Raw genomic sequence first — 19,010 nt, 5'->3', positions numbered from 1 at the left:
TCAGACCTCGTACGGCTGGACGACGATGAAGTTGCCGGGCGCGCCCCGGAACTGGAGGTTGACGCTCTCCCCGGTGTCCCCGGGGTAGGCGTTGCGGCGCATCCGCACCTGGCTGGAGACGACCACCTGGGCGGCGGACGACCAGGCGACCACGGCGTTGCAGTCGGCGAACGTGGTGGGGGTGACCGGCAGGACGACGGGCGTGCCGTGGGTCTTCACGACGATCGTGCCGGTGCCCGTGAACTGCATGGTGAACAGCGCCCCGCCGGGGATGCCGTGTCCCTCGACGCGGCGGACCTCGTACTGGAGGCTCTCGTCGAAGGCGAGGACGTTCTCGGCGGAGACGCAGATGCCGTCGCCCTGGAGTTCGATGGGGTGCAGCATCGTGGAGTTGTCGGCGAGGAACACCTGGCCCTGGCCGGTGCAGCGCATCAGCTGCATCTCCTGGCCGGTCGCGTTGCCCACGATCCGGCCGGCGAACCCGGCGCCCTTGTAGCTGAAGTCGACCTTGCCCTGGTAGAGCACCATGCTGCCCTGGCGGGCGAGCACGGGCTGGCCGCCGATGCCGAGGTCGACGCGGATCAGCTTCCTGTTCTGCTGTGTCCAGCGCTGCCCGGTGGGCGTCTCCTTGAACTGCTGGAGCGCGGCGGACACTCCGGCGCCGCCCTGGGGCGCGCCCTGCGGCACGCCGTACGCCTGCTGCCCGGGGACCTGCCCGAACGGAGGCTGCTGGCCGTAGCCGGGAGGCATCGGGGCCTGGGGCGGCTGGGGTGCCTGGGGCTGGCCGTAGCCGGGGGGCAGCGGGGCAGCCGGGGCCGCGCCCTGGCCGTACGGCTGCTGCTGGGGCGGCTGGTTGTACGGCGGCTGGTGGCCACCGGGAGGCCCGGGCGGCGCCGGGGGCGGCGGGGCCTGGAAGCCGCCGGGCGGGGTGCCCATGGGCGCGACGATCGTCGGCGCGGCGTGCACCGGGGGCGCCGCCGGCGGCGGCGCGAAGCCCTGCGCGGCGGGCTGGGGCTGCTGCGGGACGGGAGCGGGCGCAGGAGGAGCGGGGGCGGGGGCGGGCGCCGGGGCTGACGGGGCGGCGAACGCGGGCGGGGCGAAGCCGGGGGCCGCGCCGGTCTGGGGCTGCTGGGGAGCGGCGGGCGCCTCCTCCTCCGCGACCTCGCCGCCGAAGTTCTTCAGCAGCGCCTCCAGGCCGCCGTCGAAGCCCTGTCCGACGGCCGCGAACCGCCACACGTCCTTCAGGTAGAAGTCGCCCAGCATCACGGCACGCTCGGTGGAGAACTCCGAGCCGCTGAACGCGTACCGGGCCACTTCCTCGCCGCCCGCGACGATGCGGAGGTAGCCGGGGCCGATCTGCGACATCTGCCCGGTGCCGTCGACGGTCGCCGTGAAGGACAGCTTGTGGATCTGCGCCGGGATCCGGTCCAGCGTGATGCGGAAGGACTCCGTGTCGCCCGCCTGGGCGCCCAGGAGCTGGATGGACTCCTCGGGGGACTTCGGCTGGTTGAAGAACACGAAGTACCGGTCGTCCGAGAGCCGTTCGTCGGCGTCGAGACCGAAGCAGCTGATGTCGAAGGTCAGGCCGGGGGCGGAGATCTGCACGCCTACGTACAGATCGGTGCCCGCCGTGAGGTCACTGATCCTGGCCTTGTGGCCGCGTTGGAATTCCCTGGGCATGCGTAACGACCGTCCCCCATCCCGATTGCGAGTGCGTCGCGTCAGGCTAACGGCAAACTCCGACAACGCACGATGTCGGTACAGACCCGGTACACAACCCGCCGCACCTGATACCGGGCGCGGGCACGCTCCGCGCCGTCGGGGTCACTCCTCGCGCGCGCCGGGCGGATGCGGCAGCCGCTCCGCGGCCACCACGCCCTCGAGATAGCCGCGGGCCCGCTCGGTGCGCGGGTACGCCTCCAGCAGCCGCCAGAAGTCGGGACCGTGGCCGGGCACGAGCAGGTGGGCGAGTTCGTGGGCGAGGACGTAGTCGATGACGTACTCGGGCATGCCCTTCAGCCGGTGCGACAGACGGATGCTGCCCTCGGCCGGGGTGCAGGAGCCCCAACGGGTGTTCTGGTTGGTCACCCAGCGCACCGACTTGGGCCGGGCCCGGCCGTCGAAGTACTGGGCGGACAGGCGCTCGGCGCGCTCCGCCAGTTCGGCGTCGCCGGGCACCCGCCTGCTCTCCTGCGCGGCGAGCTTGTCGAGCATGACGCTCACCCAGCGTTGCTCCTCGGCCTCGGACATCCGGGCGGGGATGAGCACGATGGTGCGATCGCCCTCGCGGTACGCGGAGACCGTCCGGCGTCGCCGGTTGCTCCTGCGGACCTCGATCGCGCTCGCCCCCGAGCCGCTCGGCGGCTGGCTCGTCGTGCTGCGCTGTGGCGTTCCGGCGCGGTGCAGGGGGTCGGCGGGCACGCCCCGACGTTACCCGCTGCACACGGGGGAAGTCCCGACTCCGGGACGGTTGGGTTCCGATCCCGCGACCCCGTTTTGCCTCATAGGGCGGATTTGTACGACGAATTCCCCCGCCTGTGGACAAGTTTCGGCACGACTCGGCGGCGCCGGGCATGCTGGCACTCGTCGGCGGAGCGAGGAGACCCCCACGCCCCCGCTCCGCCGACGTCCGGGGAGTTTCGAGGCATATGCGAGGCATACGGGGGCCTTTGATGCATCCGATGGTGAAGCCCGCGCTGCGGCGCGGCTGGCGGGACCTCAACACCGTGCAGTTCGGGATGACACCGGCGCACGCGCTGACACTCGGTCCGGTGGACACGGCGACGGGCAGTTTTCTCGATCTGCTGGACGGCACCCGCGGACTCGGTCTGCTGCGCGAGGAGGGACGCCGGATGGACCTGCCGGAGGGCCATGTCGACCGGCTCGTGGAGCGGCTGGCCCGGGCGGGACTGCTCGACGACGCACGCGGGGGCGGACCGGACGCGACGGCCCTGCGGAAGAAGAAGGAGGTCCTGGACCGGCTCCGCCCCGACCTCGCCTCGCTGTCGCTGACCACGTCGGCACCGGGCGACCCGCTCGGGCGGCTCGCGGCCCGGCGCCGGCTGCGGGTGCAGGTGCGCGGCGCGGGCCGGGTCGGTGCGGTGCTGGCCGCGCTGCTGTCGGGCGCGGGAATCGGCGAGGTGGACGTACGGGACGGCGGGCTGGTGGAGCCGGGGGACGTCGCACCGGGCGGGCTGCCCGCCGAGTCGGTCGGCGAGCGCCGGGACGAGGCCGCCCGCCGCGCCGTGCGCAGGGCCGCCCCGGACCGCCCGCCGCGCGACAGCACGAGGCGGGCCGGGGAGGACACGCCCGGCTTCGCCCTGGTGATCATCGCCCCACGGGACGACGTGTCCGTGCACGCGCCGCCTCCGTCAGCGGCCGAACCCCTGCTCGCCTCGGGCACTCCGCATCTCTACACCGGGGTGGTGGAGGCGACGGGTGTCGTCGGACCGCTCGTCCTGCCCGGCGAGACGGGCTGCGCGGGCTGTCTGCAGCAGGCGCGCACCGACCGGGACGAGACCTGGCCACGGCTGGTCGCGCAGTGGCAGTCCGGCAGGCGCCGCCCGGCGCAGGCCTGCGACCTGACCCTGGCGACGACGGTCGCCGGCCTGACGGCCGCCCATGCGCTCACCTTCCTCGACGGCCGGATCCCCTCCACCGCGGGGGCCCGCTGGGAGGTCTCCCTTCCCACCCTGCAGTGGCACGCGCGACCGGTGTGGCCGCACTCCGCGTGTCCTTGCGGGGCCGCGAAGAAAGGTGAGGGCAAAGGTAAGAAGGAACACACCACCGAGGACGGGGGATCGCACGCGACAATGGCAGGGCAACGGCATTCGAAGGAGTTACGCCGTACGACTGTGGCGGCGCGGCAGGCTGGGACTTGGAGGGCGCATGTCTGATCTTCCCCGGAAGGCGGTCACCCGGACCGCCAAGCTCGCCGCGCTGCCGCTCGGCTTCGCCGGACGGGCGACCTGGGGCCTGGGCAAGCGGATCGTGGGTGAGTCCGCGGAGATCGTCGGCCGTGAGCTGCAACAGCGGACCGCCGAGCAACTGTTCAAGGTCCTCGGCGAGCTGAAGGGCGGCGCGATGAAGTTCGGGCAGGCCCTGTCCGTCTTCGAGTCCGCCCTGCCGGAGGAGGTCGCCGGTCCCTACCGTGCGGCTCTGACCAAGCTCCAGGACGCGGCCCCGCCGATGCCGACCCGCACGGTGCACTCCGTGCTCGCGGAGCGGCTCGGCGAGGACTGGCCCGGCCTGTTCCTCGAGTTCGACGACAAGCCCGCCGCGGCCGCCTCCATCGGCCAGGTACACCGCGCGGTGTGGCACGACGGCCGGGCGGTCGCGGTCAAGGTGCAGTACCCGGGGGCGGGCGAGGCCCTGCTCTCCGACCTGAACCAACTCAGCCGTTTCGCCCGCCTGTTGGGCCCCCTGATCCCCGGCATGGACGTCAAGCCGCTGATCTCCGAGCTCCGGGACCGGGTCTCCGAGGAGCTGGACTACGGCCTGGAGGCACAGGCCCAGCAGGCCCACGCGGAGGAGTTCGCCGGCGACCCGGACGTGGTCGTCCCGGCGGTGGTCCACCAGTGCGACCAGGTCCTGATCACCGAGTGGATCGACGGCGTCCCCCTGTCCGAGGTGATCTCCGACGGCACCCAGGAGCAGCGCGACCGCGCCGGCCAGCTGCTCTCCCGTTTCCTCTTCTCCGGCCCGGCCCGCACCGGCCTGCTGCACGCCGACCCGCACCCCGGGAACTTCCGTCTGCTGCCCGGCGGACCGGACGGCGAGGACGACTGGCGGCTGGGCGTCCTGGACTTCGGCACGGTCGACCGGCTCTCGGGCGGCCTGCCGGAACCGATCGGCGAGTCCCTGCGCATGACCCTGGACGGCGAGGCGGACGCCGTCTACGAACTCCTCTGTACGGAGGGCTTCGTCAAGGAGTCCATCGCGCTGGACCCCGACGCTGTCCTCGACTATCTGCTGCCGATCATCGAGCCGGCCAAGGTGGAGGAGTTCACCTTCACCCGTGGCTGGATGCGCAGTCAGGCGGCCCGGATCGCCGACCCCCGCTCCCCCGCCCACCAGCTGGGCAAGCAGCTCAACCTGCCGCCGGCCTATCTGTTGATACACCGGGTGACCCTGAGCACGATCGGTGTGCTGTGCCAGCTCGGCGCGACCGTACGGCTGCGGGACGAACTGGAGGAGTGGCTGCCCGGGTTCGTCCCCGTGGAGGACCTGGACGAGTTCGGCGCGGAGGATTCTGTCGCGGGGGCCTGACCGGCCTCACCACCCGCCGGGGTCACCGCGTTCGGGAAGACTCGTCACGCCCGGGACGATAGCGCCGCGCACGGGGCAGGGACGGGCGCAACGCACCGCGGGGGCCGGTCCGTTCGGACGGACCGGCCCCCGCGGGGACAGTTTCCGCCTCCCCTGTTTCGGGAGGCCACCGCTTCCGGTGGGTCAGGGTTACTGCATCACGGCCATGGCGAGCGCCCGGCGAGCACGCATCGAGGCGCGCTCGGCCCTGCGCTGCATCCGGCGAGCGGTCGCCAGGCGCACGGCCTGACGGTCCCGCTCGGCCTCCTGCAGTCGCTCGTGCATATGCGCACGGGCCAGGGCTTCTGGGATGAGTTGCATCTCTCGGGTCCTGTTCTGACGCGAGTCGATCGCGCCGGTGGTGGTGACGTCTTCGGTCGCGGAGCCGGCGGGCTCGCTGGTGAACGGCTTCATCGGGGCCTGCTTCTTGGGGTCTTGCGTGAGGGGGCGGTCGATCGTTCCTGCGCTGTTCATGCCGTGACCGGGTTCTTGCGCGGGCGGCCACGCGGCCGCTTCCGGGCGACGACGACGCCCTGGACGAACAGCTCGCCACCCCAGACGCCCCAGGGCTCACGCCGCTCCTTGGCGCCGGCGAGGCAGGCCTCGATCAGCGGGCAGGTGCGGCAGAGGGACTTGGCGTACTCGACGTCCGCCGGCGACTCGGCGAAGAAGACCTCCGGGTCGTAGGAGCGGCAGGGGACGGGTACGCCGAGGTTCTCGATGGCGTCGTCGAGCGCGGTGAGCGCGGTGAGCGGGGTCAAGGTGGAGTCCTCCGTGAGGCCGGGCGGGGGGATCGTTTCGGAAGGCGGTACGGACGTGGCGTGCGCTTCGAGTTGCACGGTTCGTCTTCCTCGTCTGTCGGTCCGGCCCTGTTGGACCGGGTGTCGGCTTTTCTTGTCCCGAGGCCCCTTCGCCCGCCTGTCCCCGGTACGGGGACAAACAGAAGGGCCGCGGATCCCGGATGGGGTTCCGCGGCCCTGAAGGCGCCGGCCTGATCGACGATCAGACTGGATCACTCCAGGGTTCTGGCCCACGGAAGGCCCACATCAGGTGGTGCTGCGTCGTCTGCTTCCGGCTTCCGGCACCGGCCGCCGTAAAGGCATAGGCCTGCGCCTGTGCCCCTACTGCTTCCAGTGCCTTGGTCGGTCGCTCATTGCGCTCACGGACGGGAAGGCCCGCGGGAGCAACGGAGGCGGAGGCCAGCCGACCGGCACGGATGCCGGACAGACCGGTGCCCAGGGTCGAGGCGCCGAGCATGCACACGGAGACGACCGAGCGATCGGTCAGTTTGGCGGTGCTGACAGAGCTGCTGTTGATGATGATCACTGGAATCGCCTCCTCTCGGCGTCTCGGGGGACCGGGGGTGAGCCCAGTCCAACGGATATGTAAGTAGAGCACGGAATCAGGGCCTCAGAGAAGGCCGCCGCTTCCGTGTCTAAGAACCTATGGGGATTGCTGGGGCATGCGCAAACTATTTTTTCGACGAGTTCGCATCCATGCCCGTCCGGTCCCCTTCGTCCTCGTCCTCGAGCGGCTGGCCTGCGCAGATGGCCAGGACTTCGGCTCCGTAGCGGTTGAGCTTGCGGACTCCGACCCCAGGGATCCGCGCCAGCTCGCCCGGCTCGTCCGGGACGGCCTCGGCGATCGCCATCAGGGTCTTGTCGGTGAAGACGCAGAACGCGGGCTGCCCGTTGCGCCGCGCCTGGACCGCGCGCCACTCCCGCAACCGCTCGTAGACGCCCTCGTCCATGTCGGAGGGGCAGCCCTCACAGCGCATCAGCTTCATCTCGCCGGCATCGGTCAGGGTGCGCCCGCAGACCCGGCAGCGGGCCGGGGTGCGCTGGGACCGGCGCGGCACCGCCGGTGTGCCGACGGCGGCCGCGCCGAAGCCGCGTTCGATGCCCCCGGAGGCTCCCCCGCCGCGGGCGGCCCCCGTGCCGGAGCCGGGGCGCAGTCCGTCCAGGAAGCGGCTGGGGCGGCGGCTGGGGCGTCCGCCGGGTGAGCGGGAGAGCGCCCAGGAGACATGGAGGCGCTCGCGCGCCCGGGTGACCCCGACATAGAGGAGGCGGCGCTCCTCCTCGACCTGCTCGTCGGTCCTGGCGTAGGTGATCGGCATCATGCCCTCGGCGACCCCGACGAGGAACACGGCATCCCACTCCAGGCCCTTGGCCGAGTGCAGGGAGGCGAGCGTGACGCCCTGGACGGTGGGGGCGTGCTGGGCGTTCGCCCTCTCGTCCAGTTCGGCGACCATGTCGGCGAGCGTGGCGCCGGGCCGGGCGGCCTCGAAGTCCTGCGCGAGGTTGACCAGAGCGGCCAGCGACTCCCAGCGCTCTCTCACGGCCCCGGAGCCGGCCGGTGGCTGCGGGGTCCAGCCCTCGCCGGAGAGAACGGCACGCACCTGCGAGGGCAGGTCGACGGTGTCCTCCAGCAATGTGTCGTTGCCGCCGAAGCGGGCCGCGCCGCGCAGGGCGACTCCGGCCTTGCGCACCTCGGGCCGGTCGAAGAAGCGCTCGGCGCCGCGCAGTTGGTAGGGGATGCCGGCGTCGGCAAGGGCCTGTTCGTAGGTCTCGGACTGGGCGTTGGTGCGGAACAGGACGGCGATCTCGGCGGCCGGGACCCCGGCGGCGAGGAGCTCCCGGATGCGGCAGGCGGCGCCCTCGGCCTCGGCGGGCTCGTCGGTGTGCTCGGTGTAGACGGGCTCGGGCCCCGGGTCGCGCTGGGAGACCAGCTCCAGGCGGTGGTCGGCGGCGCGCCCGCGGGCCTGGGAGAGCAGGCCGTTGGCGAGGTGGACGACCTGGGGGGTGGAGCGGTAGTCGCGGACCAGCTTGACGACGGTGGCGCCGGGGTGGCGGGTGCGGAAGTCGAGGAGGTGGTCGGGGGTGGCGCCGGTGAAGGAGTAGATCGTCTGGCTGGCGTCGCCGACCACGCACAGGTTGTCCCGGTCGCCCAGCCACAGCTCCAGCAGGCGCTGCTGCAGGGGGCTGACGTCCTGGTACTCGTCGACCACGAAGTGCTGGTACTGGGCGCGGACCTGCTCGGCGATGTCCTGCCGGTCCTGGAGGACGGCGACGGTCAGCAGCAGGACGTCCTCGAAGTCGATGACCCCGCGGTCGCGCTTGAGGTCCTCGTAGGCGGCGTAGAGCTGGGCGATCTCGGCAGGGTCGCGGGGGGCTTCGCGGCCGGCCTTGGCGGCGGCGAGGGCGTAGTCGGCGGGGACGGTCTGGGTGACCTTGGACCACTCGATCTCCGCGGTGGCGTCCCGCAGCTCGCCCCGGTCGAGGCGGATGCGGCAGGCGGCGGCCGCGTCGGCGACGAGCTGGATCTTGCGGTCGACGAGTCGGGGCAGGGAACCACCGATCGCTTTCGGCCAGAAGTACTGCAGCTGACGCAGTGCCGCGGAGTGGAAGGTGCGGGCCTGGACGCCCTGGGCGCCGAGCTGGCGCAGTCGGCCGCGCATCTCTCCCGCGGCGCGGTTGGTGAAGGTGACGGCGAGCACGCTGGAGGGCTGCAGGATGCCGGCACGCACCCCGTAGGCGATGCGGTGGGTGATCGCCCGGGTCTTGCCCGTGCCGGCTCCTGCCAGCACGCACACCGGACCGTGCAGGGAGGTGGCCACCTCGCGCTGCTCGGGGTCGAGCCCTTCGAGCACCGCGTCGGCCGAGTCAGGTGCCTGCGGGAAGAGGGGGGAGTGCGTTGCTGCTGTCACACGGCCATGCTGCCAGGTCCGCGGAGACGGGCGAGCCGGTTGTCCACAGGCGGGCCCTCGCAGTCGTACTAATGCGGTGAGCGTCACCCTCGGCCGCCCGCGCGGCACGGGAATGGTGGCCCTTTCACGTACGTTCTCTCCCTGCGACCACCTGTCCCCCGACCCGCCGAAGGAGCATGAGAGACATGCTGGGCACTGTGACGATGTACAGCACGACGTGGTGCGGTTACTGCCAGCGGCTGAAGAAGCAGCTGGACCGCGAGGGCATCGCGTACACCGAGATCAACATCGAGCAGGACCCGCAGTCCGCGGCGTTCGTGGAGAAGGCGAATGGCGGAAACCAGACGGTGCCGACCGTGCTGTTCCCGGACGGTTCGACGCTGACGAACCCGTCGCTGGCGCAGGTGAAGCAGAAGATCGGCGCGTAAGCAGACGCGGAAGGGCGGCCTCCGGAATGCCGGAGGCCGCCCTTCTCGTGGTCTGCGTCACATGAAGCTGCGCGTCGGCAGCGGCTTGCCGTACCAGAGTTCGATCAGGCGGGCCGCGATCGAGATGCCGTACGGCGGCAGGACCTCACCGGACTCGAAGGCGGCGCCCAGTTCGTCGCGGGAGAACCAGCGGGCCTCGTGGATCTCGTCGCCGTCGACGTCGATGGCGGTGGAGGTGGCGCGGGCGACGAAGCCCAGCATGAGGCTGGACGGGAACGGCCAGGGCTGGCTGGCGATGTAGTCGACCTGGCCGACCGTGATGCCGGCCTCCTCGAAGACCTCCCGGCGCACGGCCTGCTCGATGGACTCGCCGGGCTCGACGAAGCCGGCGAGGGTCGAGAAGCGGCCCTCGGGCCAGTGCACCTGACGGCCCAGGAGGATGCGGTCGTCCTCGTCGGTGACGGCCATGATCACCGCGGGGTCGGTGCGCGGGTAGTGCTCCGCGCCGCAGGCGGGACAGCGGCGGATGTGACCGGCCGCGGCGATGACCGTGCGCTCGCCGCAGCGGGAGCAGAAGCGGTGGGTGCGCTGCCAGTTCTCCAGACCGACCGCGTGCACCATCAGGCCGACGTCCCTGGGCGACAGCAGCAGTCCGGCCTCGCGCAGTCCGGCCGGGCGGGCGGACTGGTCGATACGGCCGGGCAGGGCGTCCTTCTGGAGGGCGAAGTAGCTGACGCCGTCCTCGTCGGTGCCCAGGAAGTAGCGGTGCGCCTCGGTGAGAGGGGCCTCGAAGGAGGGCGTCATCACGAGTTCGGTCCGGCCGTCGGCCGTCTCGTCGATGAGGACCTGGCCGCCGGAGACGACGAAACAACGCGTCGTGGGGTGGCTCCACGCCGCGGCGAGCCAGGCCTCGTCGAGCCGGTGGTGGGCGGCCCGGTCGATGCCGCTCGGCGCGGTGAGCGAGATGGGTCGGTCGGCGTTCTGGTCGGTCCAGGTGGTCACGGGTGCTTCCAACTCCCCCGGTGGAACGGTTGATTCGGCGGGCGGTTCAGCGGGACGTGCGGGAGGGGGCGACCGGGTCGGTGCGGTGTCGCGGTGCGGCCTTTCCAGTGTGCGCCGCGCGCAAACCCGCTCCGGGCCGAGCGGGATCGTCAGGGCGCATGACGCCAGTTCTCCGCCAGGTCGTCCCAGAGGTACGCGGTGGTCTCCACGCCCTTGAGGAGGAGGTCCAGCTCGACCTTCTCGTTCGGGGCGTGCCAGCCGTCGGAGGGGACGGAGATGCCCAGGAAGAGCACGGGGGCTCCGAGGACTTCCTGGAGGTCGGCGGCCGGTCCCGAGCCGCCCTCGCGGGTGAAGCGGACGGGCCCCTCGAAGGCGCGGCCCATGGCGCGGACCACGGACTGCAGGGCGGGGTGGTCCAGCGGGGTCAGGCACGGGCGCGTGGCGGGGCTGAACGCGATCTCGTACCGGATTCCGGCGGGGATCTGCTCGGCGGCCCAGGCGCCGACGGCCTTCTCGATGTGCGCGGGGTCCTGGCCGGCGACCAGCCGGAAGGACAGCTTCACGAAGGCCGAGGACGGGATGATCGTCTTGCTGCCCGGGCCCTGGTAGCCGCCGCCGATGCCGTTGACCTCGGCGGTCGGGCGGGCCCAGATGCGCTCGAGGGTGGTGTGGCCGGCCTCGCCGTGGGTGGCGTGCGACTTGGCGGTGCTCAGCCACCGCTCCTCGTAGAAGGGCAGCTCGGCGAAGAGTTCCCGCTCGCGGTCGGTGAGCTCGACGATGCCGTCGTAGAAGCCGGGGACGGCCACGCGCGCGTGCTCGTCGTGCAGGGCGGCGACGAGGCGGGCGGCCGCGGTGGCCGGGTTGGGCACGGCGCCGCCGAACGAGCCGGAGTGGATGTCCTGGTCGGGGCCGAAGAGCCGGATCTCGCACTCGGCGAGGCCGCGCATGCCCGTGCACACCGTGGGGGTGTCCGCGGACCACATACCGGTGTCGGAGACGATCACCGCGTCCGCGGCGAGCCGCTCAGCGTGCTCCTCGACGAGGGCGCGGAAGTTCGGGGAGCTGGACTCCTCCTCGCCCTCGATGAGCAGCTTGAGGTGGACGGCGGGGGCGGTGCGGCCGGTGGCGGCGAGATGGGCGCGGACGCCGAGGGTGTGGAAGAACACCTGGCCCTTGTCGTCGGCGGCCCCGCGCGCGTAGAGGCGGTTCTCGCGGACGACGGGCTCGAAGGGGTCGCTGTCCCAGCCGTCCTCGCGGGCGGCGGGCTGCACGTCGTGGTGGCCGTAGACCAGGACGGTGGGCGCCTGGGGATCGACGGCGGGCCACTCGGCGTAGACGGCCGGTGCGCCCGGTGTCTGCCAGACCTCGGCGGTCGGGAAGCCGGTCTCCTGCAGCTTCGCGGCGAGCCAGTCCGCGCTGCGCCGTACGTCGGGGGCGTGGTCGGGCTGCGCCGACACCGACGGGATGCGCAGCCACTCGGCGAGGTCGTCGAGGAAGGCGGCGCGGTGCTGCTCGATGTACGTGCGGACGGCGCTGACGGCACTGTCAACGGGATGGCTCATGGTCACGAGCCTATCGGCCCGCACCGGCATCCTCGCCGGGCGGTTGCGCACGGTTTTCTTGCGCGGACCGCCCCGCGCGATCGTCCTCGGAGGCTTCCTCCCCCGTCAACAGGCGCTCCAGGGCGGTGCGATCGGGCAGTCCGTCGGGCCGTACGACCTCACCGGTGCGCACATAGAGGAACGCCGCTGTGACGGATTCCACGGGCACACCCTGCTGCTCGGCCCAGCCGAGCCGGTAGAGGGCGAGCTGGAGGGGGTCGGCGGTACGCGCGCGGTGGGTCTTCCAGTCGACGATCTCGTACGTCGCCGTGGCGCCGTCGCCGTCCTTGTAGACGGCGTCGATACGGCCCCGTACGACGCGGCCGGCGAGGGCGAGCTGGAAGGGTGCCTCGACGCGGTAGGGGGTGCGGTGGGCGTACTCGGTGCGCTCGAAGGCCTCCTTGAGGGCCTCCAGGTCGCGTTCGTCGACGATCTCGGCGTCGGCCCCGGGCAGCTCGTCCGGTTCCAGCAGCGGGAGCGTCAACTCCTCGAAGCGGGCCTCCACCCATGCGTGGAACCGGGTGCCACGGCGCGCGGCCGGTTGCGGAGGGCGCGGCATCGGGCGGGCGAGTTCCTGTGCGAGACCGTCCGGGTCGGCGGCCAGGCGCAGCAGCTGCGAGGCGGTGAGCGTCGTCGGGAGGGGTACGTCCGTGACGCTTCGGCGGGTGCGCAGGAGCTCCCCGGCGAGCGCGTCGAGGTCGCGGTCCCAGGAGGCGACCGTGCGGACCTCCTCGGGGGTGAGGGAGGGGCGCCGGGGTCGCCCGACCGGGGGCTCGGGGGCGGTGGCCTGGCGGGGTACGGCGGGGCGGGTGGTGACCCACGCGTCCCAGTCGGTCGCGTCCTCCTCGGCGAGGTCGTCGTCGAACGGGTCGGCCTCGTCGTAGGGCGGCTCGTCCTCGTCGGGCGGCGGGGGCCAGTCGGGGTCGTCGTAGGTGTCCGGGTCGTGTGTGGCGGCGGGGCGGCCGTCCTCGTGGCGGGCGAGGTCGTCCAGGTGGGCGAGGACGGTCTCGGCGGCGGCGCGGCGGCGGGCGAGTGCGGCGTCGTCCAGGGGAAGCGGCCAGACCTGGTCGGCGGTCGCGTTGTGGAGGGTGGGGTTCTCGTCGTCCTCCTCCGGTTCGTCCGCCCAGGCCTCGATCTCGCCGTGTCCGGCCGTGCAGTGGTCGTAAAGGGCCCGGAGGAAGTCGGACGGGCCACGGGGCTTCTTCTGGGTGGGGCCCCACCAGTGGCCGGAGCCGAGGAGGAGGGAGCGGGGGCGGGTGAAGGTGACGTAGCCGAGGCGGAGTTCCTCGGTGTGCTGGTGGTCCTTCATGGCCTCGTGGAAGGCCTTCATGCCCCGGGAGTCCCAGGAGTCGAGGTCGGGGAGGGTGTCGGCGTCGCCGCGCAGTTCGTGCGGCAGCACCTTGGCCTGGGCGGTCCACTTCTCGCGGCCCTGGCCGCTGGGGAAGGTGCCGGTGACCAGTCCGGGGACGGCGACGACGTCCCACTCCAGGCCCTTGGACTTGTGCGCGGTGAGCACCTTGACGGTGTTCTCGCCGCCCGGCAGGGCGTTGTCCAGGCCCTTCTCGTACTGGGCTGCGGTGCGCAGGAAGCCGAGGAAGGCGAGGAGGCTCGCCTCGTTCTCGCCGGCGGCGAAGGAGGCGGCGACGTCGAGGAAGTTCGACAGGGTCTCGCGGCGGCGGGCGGCCAGCGCGTGCGGGGACGCCGACAGTTCGACCTCGAGGCCGGTGACGGCGAGGACGCGGTGCAGGACGTCCATCAGCGGGTCGGACAGGGAGCGGCGCAGGTCGCGCAGTTCGGTGGCGAGCCGCGCGAAACGCACGCGCGCGTCCGGCGAGAAGGGCAGTCCGTCGCCCTCTCCGCCGTCGAGGGGTGTCTCGAGGAAGGTGTCGAGGGCGTCCGCGAGCGATATCACCTCGGAGGGGTCGACCCCTTCGACGGCCTCGGCGAGGCGGCGGTCCGGGTCGTCGCCGTCGCTCCCGCGCGCGTGGGCGACGAGCAGCCGTGCCCGCCGGCCGAGGAGGGCGAGGTCGCGGGGGCCAATGCGCCAGCGCGGGCCGGTGAGCAGCCGGACCAGGGAGGCGTTGGCGCCGGGGTCCTGGAGGACCTCGCAGACGGCGACGAGGTCGGCGACCTCCGGCAGGTGCAGGAGCCCGGAGAGGCCGACGACCTCGACGGGCACGTCCCGTGCGACCAGGGCGCCCTGGATCTCCGCGAAGTCGGTGGCCGTACGGCACAGGACGGCGATCTCTCCGGGTGCCTTGCCGGTGTCGACGAGGTGGGCGATGGAATCGGCGATCCAGGCGATCTCCTCGGCGTGGGTGGTCAGGAGCGCGCAGCGGACCAGCCCGTCGCGTTCGGCGCCGGGGGCCGGGCGGAGGGCCTCCACGCCCGCGTGCATGGCGCGCAGTGGCTCGGCGAGGCCGTTGGCGAGGTCGAGGAGGCGGCCGCCGCTGCGGCGGTTCTCGCTGAGCGCTTGGCGGGTCGCGGGGCGGCCGTCGGCGTGGGCGAAGTGCTCGGGGAAGTCGTCGAGGTTGGCGACGGAGGCTCCGCGCCAGCCGTAGATGGCCTGGCAGGGGTCGCCGACGGCGGTCACGGGGTGGCCGGTGCCGTCGCCGAACAGGCCGGCCAGGAGAATGCGCTGGGCGACGGACGTGTCCTGGTACTCGTCCAGCAGGACCACGCGGAACTCGTCGCGCAGGATCCGGCCCACCTCGGGCACCCGCGCCAGCCGCGCGGCCAGCGCGATCTGGTCGCCGAAGTCCAGCAGGTCGCGTTCGCGCTTGGCGGCGCGGTAGCGCAGCACCAGGTCGGCCAGTTCGCGCCGGGCCGCCGCCGTCTCGGGCACCTTGCGCAGGTCGGCGTTGGTCAGCTTCGCGCCCTCCAGGGTGCGCAGCAGTCCGGCGTCCCAGACGCGCAGGTCCTCGGGGCGTACGAGGTGTTCGGCGAGCTCGGAGTCGAGCGCGAGGAGGTCGCTGACCAGGTCGGCGAGGGAGCGGGTGAGGGACGGGTAGGGGCCGGGGGCCTCCCGCAGGACGCGCGCGGCGAGCTGGTAGCGGGTGGCGTCGGCGAGCAGGCGGGACGTCGGCTCCAGGCCGATGCGCAGACCGTGGTCGGTCAGCAACCGGCCCGCGAAGGCGTGGTAGGTGGAGATCACCGGCTCGCCCGGCGGGTGGTCCGGGTCGATGAGGTCGGGGTCGGTCACGCCGGCCCTGACGAGTGCCTTGCGGACGCGTTCGGCGAGTTCGCCGGCGGCCTTGTTGGTGAAGGTCAGGCCGAGGACCTGTTCCGGGGCGACCTGGCCGGTGCCGACCAGCCACACCACGCGCGCGGCCATCACCGTCGTCTTGCCCGACCCGGCTCCGGCCACGATCACCTGCGGGGCGGGCGGCGCGGTGATGCAGGCCGTCTGCTCCGGGGTGAAGGGGATCCCGAGGAGCTCCTTGAGCTGCTCGGGATCGGTGATGCGGGCGGGCATGGGGAGAGGCTAGCGGCGGGCACCGACAGTCGATGACAAAACGCCCGCGGGGTCCGAGGAAGCGCAGGTCAGCAGGGGTGGTGCGGTCCGTCACACACGCCTGTCACTCCACCACGTGCCGCCCCTCGGGCCGCGCGCTGCACGACGCCCGGAACGCGCAGTGCGTGCAGTGCTGGCCGGCGGTCGGGGTGAACCGCTCGTCGAGGACCTTGCCGGCCGCCGTGGCGAGCAGGTCGCCGACCCACTCCCCCTCCAGGGGCTGCTGCGCCTGCACCTTGGGCAGCGTCTCGCCGCCGTCGCGCTTGGCGGCCCCCTGTCGCAGCTGGACGAGTTCGGCCCCGCCCGGTTCGGGGCGTACGCCGTCGAAGGCCTCGTCGACGGCGCCCTCACGGACGGCGAGCTGGTAGACGGCGAGCTGGGGGTGGCGCTCGACCTCGCGCGCGGTCGGCGCCTGTTTGCCGGTCTTGAAGTCGACGACGTAGGCGCGGCCCTCGCCGTCCGCCTCGACGCGGTCCATCTGACCGCGGATGCGGACCTCGTAGTCGCCCGCTTCGAGGGTGACGTCGAAGTCGTGCTCGCTGGTGACGGGAGTGCGTCCCGCGCGGTCCATCACATGCCACTGGAGGAAGCGTTCGAGCGCCACGCGCGCGTTGCTCTTCTCCTGCTCCGACTTCCAGGGCGCGTCGAAGGCGAGCGCGTTCCACACGGAGTCGAGGCGCTCCATGAGGACGTCGAGGTCGGCCGGGGTGTGCCCGGAGGCGACCTCGTCGGCGAGGACGTGCACGACGTTGCCGAAGCCCTGGGCGACGGTGGCGGGCGCGTCGGCCTTCACCTCGCGGCCCAGGAACCACTGCAGGGCGCAGGTGTTGGCGAGCTGGTCGAGGGCGCTGCCGGAGAGGACCACGGGCTGGTCGCGGTCGCGCAGCGGCATCCTGCTCTCGGTCGGCTCGAACATGCCCCACCAGCGGTAGGGGTGCGCGGACGGCACCAGCGGGCGGCCGTCCTCGTCGGCGAGTGCGGCAAGGCGGGCGAGGCGGCGGGCGGCGGCCTCCCTGAGGGCGGCGGAGGTGCGCGGGTCGACCGTCGTGGCGCGCAGTTCGGCGACGAGCGCGGCCACCGACAGGGGGCGGCGCGGGCGGCCGGTGACATCCCTCGGTTCGACGCCGAGTTCGGTGAGGAAGCGGGAGGGCTGGTCGCCGTCGTCGGCGGGCGCCTTCACGGCGGTGACGACGAGGCGGTCACGCGCGCGCGTGGCGGCCACGTAGAACAGACGGCGCTCCTCGGCGAGCAGCGCGCCCGGGGTGAGCGGCTCGGCGAGTCCGTCGCGTCCGATGCGGTCGGCCTCCAGGAGCGAGCCGCGGCGGCGCAGGTCCGGCCACAGCCCTTCCTGGACTCCCGCGACGACGACCAGGCTCCACTCCAGGCCCTTGGCGCGGTGGGCGGTCATCAGGCGTACGGCGTCGGGGCGTACGGCACGGCGGGTGAGGGTGTCGGCGGCGATGTCCTCGGCCTCGATCTCGGCGAGGAAGTTGAGGGCGCCGCGGCCGCCGGTGCGCTCCTCCGCGCGCGCGGCGGTGGCGAACAGCGCGCACACGGCGTCCAGGTCGCGGTCGGCGTTGCGGCCGGCCGCGCCGCCGCGGCGGGCGGCCCGTTCCAGGCGGGTGGGCCAGGGCGTGCCCGCCCAGAGGTCCCACAGCGCCTCCTCGGCCGTGCCGCCGCGCGCGAGGCGCTCGCGGGCCGTGGCGAGCAGCGCGCCGAGGCGCTGGGCACCGCGCGCGTACACCGGGTCGTGGGTGACCAGCCGCTCCGGTTCGGCCAGGGCGCGCGCGAGCAGTTCGTCGGAGGGCGGCGGCAGCGGGTTGCCGGCGGCGCGCTCCTCCTCGCGCAGGGCGCGTCCCAGGCGGCGCAGATCGGCGGCGTCCATGCCGGCCAGGGGGGAGGCGAGGAGGGTGAGGGCGGTTTCGGTGTCGAGCCAGCAGGGGGCCTGCTCCTCGGCGCCGGCAACTTCGTCCGGAGACTCCTCCGCCGGGTCTGAGGGCTCCGCCGCCGTCGCCACCGCCCTCAGGGCCGTCAGCAGGGGTGCCACGGCGGGTTCGTGGCGCAGGGGCAGGTCGTCGCCGTCGATGTCGAGGGGGACGCCGGCGGCCGTGAGGGCGCGGCGGACCGTGGGAATCGAGCGGGAGCCGGCCCGGACCAGGACGGCCATCTCGCCCCAGGGCACGCCGTCCTCCAGATGGGCGCGGCGCAGGATGTCGGCGACGTTGTCCAGCTCGGTGCCGGGCGTCGGGTACGTGTAGACCTCGACGCGGCCGCCCTCGCGCGCGGGGGCGAGTTCGCGGTGGGCGCGGACCTTCTCCGCGGGGAGGCGGGTCAGGGGCATCCGCTGGGTGAGCAGCCGGGTGGCGGCGAGCAGGCCGGCGCCGGAGCGGCGGGAGGTGCGCAGGACCTCGACGGGGGCCGGGCGGCCGCCGGGGCGTGGGAAGGCGCGCGGGAAGTCCAGGATGCCGTTCACGTCGGCGCCCCGGAAGGTGTAGATCGACTGGTCGGGGTCGCCGAAGGCGACGAGCGTGCGGCCGCCGCCGGCGAGCGCGTGCAGCAGCCGTACCTGTGCCGGGTCGGTGTCCTGGTACTCGTCGACGTACACCGCGTCGTACTGCGCGGCGAGCCGGCCGGCGGTCTCGGGGCGCTGGGCGAGGAGGACCGCGCGGTGGACGAGCTCGGCGTAGTCGATCACGCCGTGCAGGTCGAGGACGTCGAGGTACTCGGCGAGGAAGGCGGCCGCGGCCCGCCAGTCGGGGCGGCCGATGCGGGCGGCGAAGGCGTCCAGGGCGTCGGGCCCGAGGCCGAGTTCCCGGCTGCGGGCGAGCACGGCGCGGACCTCGTCGGCGAAGCCGCGTGTGGTGAGGCAGGCCCGCAGGTCGTCCGGCCAGCGCACGTGCGCGAGACCGAGCCGCTGGAGGTCGAGCTGGCCGGCGAGCAGCTCGCGGACGGCCACGTCCTGCTCGGGGCCGGACAGCAGGCGCAGCGGTTCCACGAACAGCTCGCTGTCCTGGTGGGCGCGGACCAGGGCGTAGCAGTACGAGTGGAAGGTGGTCGCCTGGGGCGCGCGGGCGGCGCCCATGCGCAGCGCCATCCGGTCGCGCAGTTCCACGGCTGCCTTGCGGCTGAAGGTCAGCACGAGCACGCGCGCGGGGTCTCCGCCGTGGGCGATCCGGGCCGCCACGGACTCGACGAGCGTGGTGGTCTTGCCGGTGCCCGGGCCGGCGAGGACGAGCAGCGGTCCGGTGGCGTGGTCAACCACGGAGCGCTGTGCGGCGTCCAGACGAGGGGGGTCCATCCGGGCCGGCGGGGTACGCACCAGTCGGTAAGCGCCACGGTTCCCCTGTCGCCCCTGGGGGTGCGACAGGCGCCTGGTGGAGGAAGAGGAGCTCACGTGGTTCGCCGGTCCTGGTGGGTGTGCTGGGTGGTCGAGGGCCGCTTTCTCCGCCCCG

13 protein-coding genes are annotated in these 19,010 nt (G+C 73.1%); 3 read left to right on the top strand and 10 right to left on the bottom strand.

The features are described from left to right. The gene (locus tag ACIRF9_RS29050; protein ID WP_403828006.1) at positions 1–1,680 is read right to left on the bottom strand and encodes a TerD family protein; all 1,680 of its coding nucleotides are present in this window, start codon (positions 1,678–1,680) and stop codon (positions 1–3) included. Between the two features lie 144 nt (positions 1,681–1,824). Next, positions 1,825–2,421 (bottom strand): M48 family metallopeptidase, encoded by a 597-nt coding sequence (locus ACIRF9_RS29045; RefSeq protein ID WP_403828004.1) that lies wholly within the window; start codon positions 2,419–2,421, stop codon positions 1,825–1,827. A 251-nt stretch (positions 2,422–2,672) separates the two neighbouring features. Here ACIRF9_RS29045 and ACIRF9_RS29040 point away from each other — a divergent pair, with 251 nt between their 5' ends. Then, on the top strand, positions 2,673–3,896 hold the full coding sequence (locus tag ACIRF9_RS29040; protein WP_403828002.1) for a TOMM precursor leader peptide-binding protein: 1,224 nt from the start codon (positions 2,673–2,675) through the stop codon (positions 3,894–3,896). Then, on the top strand, positions 3,889–5,268 hold the full coding sequence (locus tag ACIRF9_RS29035) for an ABC1 kinase family protein (RefSeq protein ID WP_403828000.1): 1,380 nt from the start codon (positions 3,889–3,891) through the stop codon (positions 5,266–5,268). Before ACIRF9_RS29040 ends, ACIRF9_RS29035 begins: the two co-directional genes overlap by 8 nt. 189 nt (positions 5,269–5,457) lie before the next feature. Here ACIRF9_RS29035 and ACIRF9_RS29030 read toward each other — a convergent pair whose 3' ends face one another. The 4 genes from ACIRF9_RS29030 to ACIRF9_RS29015 all read right to left on the bottom strand — a co-directional run bounded on the left by ACIRF9_RS29030 (position 5,458) and on the right by ACIRF9_RS29015 (position 9,013). Continuing rightward, the gene (locus ACIRF9_RS29030; protein WP_403827998.1) at positions 5,458–5,781 is read right to left on the bottom strand and encodes a hypothetical protein; all 324 of its coding nucleotides are present in this window, start codon (positions 5,779–5,781) and stop codon (positions 5,458–5,460) included. After that, complete coding sequence (locus ACIRF9_RS29025) at positions 5,778–6,146, bottom strand: WhiB family transcriptional regulator (RefSeq protein WP_403827996.1); 369 nt, start codon at positions 6,144–6,146, stop codon at positions 5,778–5,780. Before ACIRF9_RS29025 ends, ACIRF9_RS29030 begins: the two co-directional genes overlap by 4 nt. 163 nt (positions 6,147–6,309) lie before the next feature. After that, a complete protein-coding gene (locus ACIRF9_RS29020; RefSeq protein WP_403827994.1) occupies positions 6,310–6,633 on the bottom strand; it encodes a hypothetical protein in 324 nt (107 codons plus the stop codon). 145 nt (positions 6,634–6,778) lie between these two features. Beyond that, the gene (locus ACIRF9_RS29015; protein WP_403827992.1) at positions 6,779–9,013 is read right to left on the bottom strand and encodes an ATP-dependent DNA helicase UvrD2; all 2,235 of its coding nucleotides are present in this window, start codon (positions 9,011–9,013) and stop codon (positions 6,779–6,781) included. A gap of 185 nt (positions 9,014–9,198) precedes the next feature. On the opposite strand from ACIRF9_RS29015, the gene ACIRF9_RS29010 reads away from it, so the two are divergent. Continuing rightward, positions 9,199–9,441, top strand: coding sequence for a mycoredoxin (locus ACIRF9_RS29010; RefSeq protein ID WP_403827990.1), 243 nt, complete (start codon positions 9,199–9,201; stop codon positions 9,439–9,441). A gap of 57 nt (positions 9,442–9,498) precedes the next feature. Here the strand turns inward: ACIRF9_RS29010 and nudC are convergent, their stop codons facing one another. From nudC to ACIRF9_RS28990, 4 genes are all read right to left on the bottom strand, one after another. Continuing rightward, the gene (gene nudC, locus ACIRF9_RS29005) at positions 9,499–10,443 is read right to left on the bottom strand and encodes an NAD(+) diphosphatase (protein ID WP_403827988.1); all 945 of its coding nucleotides are present in this window, start codon (positions 10,441–10,443) and stop codon (positions 9,499–9,501) included. 149 nt (positions 10,444–10,592) lie between these two features. Then, a complete protein-coding gene (locus tag ACIRF9_RS29000) occupies positions 10,593–12,005 on the bottom strand; it encodes a dipeptidase (protein WP_403827987.1) in 1,413 nt (470 codons plus the stop codon). Between the two features lie 10 nt (positions 12,006–12,015). Then, on the bottom strand, positions 12,016–15,519 hold the full coding sequence (locus tag ACIRF9_RS28995) for a UvrD-helicase domain-containing protein (RefSeq protein WP_403827985.1): 3,504 nt from the start codon (positions 15,517–15,519) through the stop codon (positions 12,016–12,018). Positions 15,520–15,622: 103 nt separating this feature from the next. Beyond that, on the bottom strand, positions 15,623–18,952 hold the full coding sequence (locus tag ACIRF9_RS28990; RefSeq protein ID WP_403827983.1) for an ATP-dependent helicase: 3,330 nt from the start codon (positions 18,950–18,952) through the stop codon (positions 15,623–15,625). Positions 18,953–19,010: the final 58 nt, after the last annotated feature.

Source organism: Streptomyces sp. NPDC096132 (genome assembly GCF_044763345.1).
Classification (GTDB): Bacteria; Actinomycetota; Actinomycetes; order Streptomycetales; family Streptomycetaceae; genus Streptomyces.
This window is presented reverse-complemented; position numbering and strand designations above follow the sequence as displayed.

What these genes read in the sequence shown, in the direction of transcription:
- ACIRF9_RS29050 (WP_403828006.1), bottom strand. Translation starts at nt 1,680, where the DNA reads ATGCCCAGGGAATTCCAACGCGGCCACAAGGCCAGGATCAGTGACCTC.
- ACIRF9_RS29040 (WP_403828002.1), top strand. Translation starts at nt 2,673, where the DNA reads ATGCATCCGATGGTGAAGCCCGCGCTGCGGCGCGGCTGGCGGGACCTC.
- ACIRF9_RS29035 (WP_403828000.1), top strand. Translation starts at nt 3,889, where the DNA reads ATGTCTGATCTTCCCCGGAAGGCGGTCACCCGGACCGCCAAGCTCGCC.
- ACIRF9_RS29030 (WP_403827998.1), bottom strand. Translation starts at nt 5,781, where the DNA reads ATGAACAGCGCAGGAACGATCGACCGCCCCCTCACGCAAGACCCCAAG.
- ACIRF9_RS29010 (WP_403827990.1), top strand. Translation starts at nt 9,199, where the DNA reads ATGCTGGGCACTGTGACGATGTACAGCACGACGTGGTGCGGTTACTGC.
- ACIRF9_RS29000 (WP_403827987.1), bottom strand. Translation starts at nt 12,005, where the DNA reads ATGAGCCATCCCGTTGACAGTGCCGTCAGCGCCGTCCGCACGTACATC.
- ACIRF9_RS28995 (WP_403827985.1), bottom strand. Translation starts at nt 15,519, where the DNA reads ATGCCCGCCCGCATCACCGATCCCGAGCAGCTCAAGGAGCTCCTCGGG.